Here is a 1,133-nt window from a genome sequence, read left to right on the forward strand (position 1 = left end):
TTGCTTCAGTAAACCACGACGCTCCTGATCGACTTGCCCTCATGCATGAGGTCGAAACCCTTGTTGATGTCCTCGAGCTTCAGCGTGTGGGTGATCATCGGGTCGATCTGGATCTTTTTCTCCATGTACCAGTCGACGATCCTGGGCACATCGGTGCGGCCGCGCGCGCCGCCGAAGGCGGTGCCCATCCAGCTGCGGCCGGTGACCAGCTGGAACGGCCTGGTCGATATCTCCTGGCCGGCGCCGGCAACGCCGATGACGACCGACTTGCCCCAGCCGCGATGCGAAGCCTCCAGCGCCTGGCGCATCACCTTGGTGTTGCCGGTGCAGTCGAACGTGTAGTCGGCGCCGCCGATCTGGTCGGCGCCGCGCTTGGTCATGTTGACCAGGTAAGGCACGACGTCGCCGTCGATCTCCTTCGGATTGACGAAATGCGTCATGCCGAATTTTTCGCCCCAGGCCTTCTTGTCGTTGTTCAAATCGACGCCGATGATCATGTCGGCGCCGGCAAGGCGAAGCCCCTGGATGACGTTGAGGCCGATGCCGCCGAGGCCGAACACCACCGCTGTCGCCCCTTGCTCGACCTTGGCCGTGTTGATGACCGCGCCAATGCCGGTCGTGACCCCGCAGCCGATATAGCAGATCTTGTCGAAGGGGGCGTCGGGATTGACCTTGGCCACCGCGATCTCCGGCAGCACGGTGAAGTTGGAGAAGGTCGAGCAGCCCATATAGTGGAACAGTTTTTCGCCCCCGATCGAGAAGCGCGACGAACCGTCGGGCATCAACCCTTGCCCCTGCGTGGCGCGGATGGCGGTGCACAAATTGGTCTTCCTCGACAGGCAGGACGGGCACTGCCGGCATTCGGGCGTGTAGAGCGGGATGACATGGTCGCCCTTCCTGACCGAGGTCACGCCCTTGCCGACATCGACGACGATGCCGGCGCCCTCATGGCCCAGGATCGCCGGGAACAGGCCTTCCGGATCGGCGCCCGACAGCGTGAACTCGTCGGTGTGGCAGATGCCGGTCGCCTTCACCTCGACCAGCACCTCGCCCTCGCGCGGACCTTCAAGGTCCACCTCCATGATCTCAAGCGGCTTTCCGGCGGCAACGGCTACGGCGGCACGCGTTTTCAT

1 protein-coding gene is annotated in these 1,133 nt (G+C 63.6%); it reads right to left on the reverse strand.

The annotated features are described in order from the left end of the window. Nucleotides 1-5: 5 nt before the first annotated feature. On the reverse strand, nt 6-1,133 hold a 1,128-nt coding region (locus FJ471_RS34630), incomplete at its 5' end, for an S-(hydroxymethyl)glutathione dehydrogenase/class III alcohol dehydrogenase (protein ID WP_140811622.1).

This window comes from Mesorhizobium sp. B2-7-1 (genome assembly GCF_006440735.1).
Lineage (GTDB): Bacteria > Pseudomonadota > Alphaproteobacteria > Rhizobiales > Rhizobiaceae > Mesorhizobium.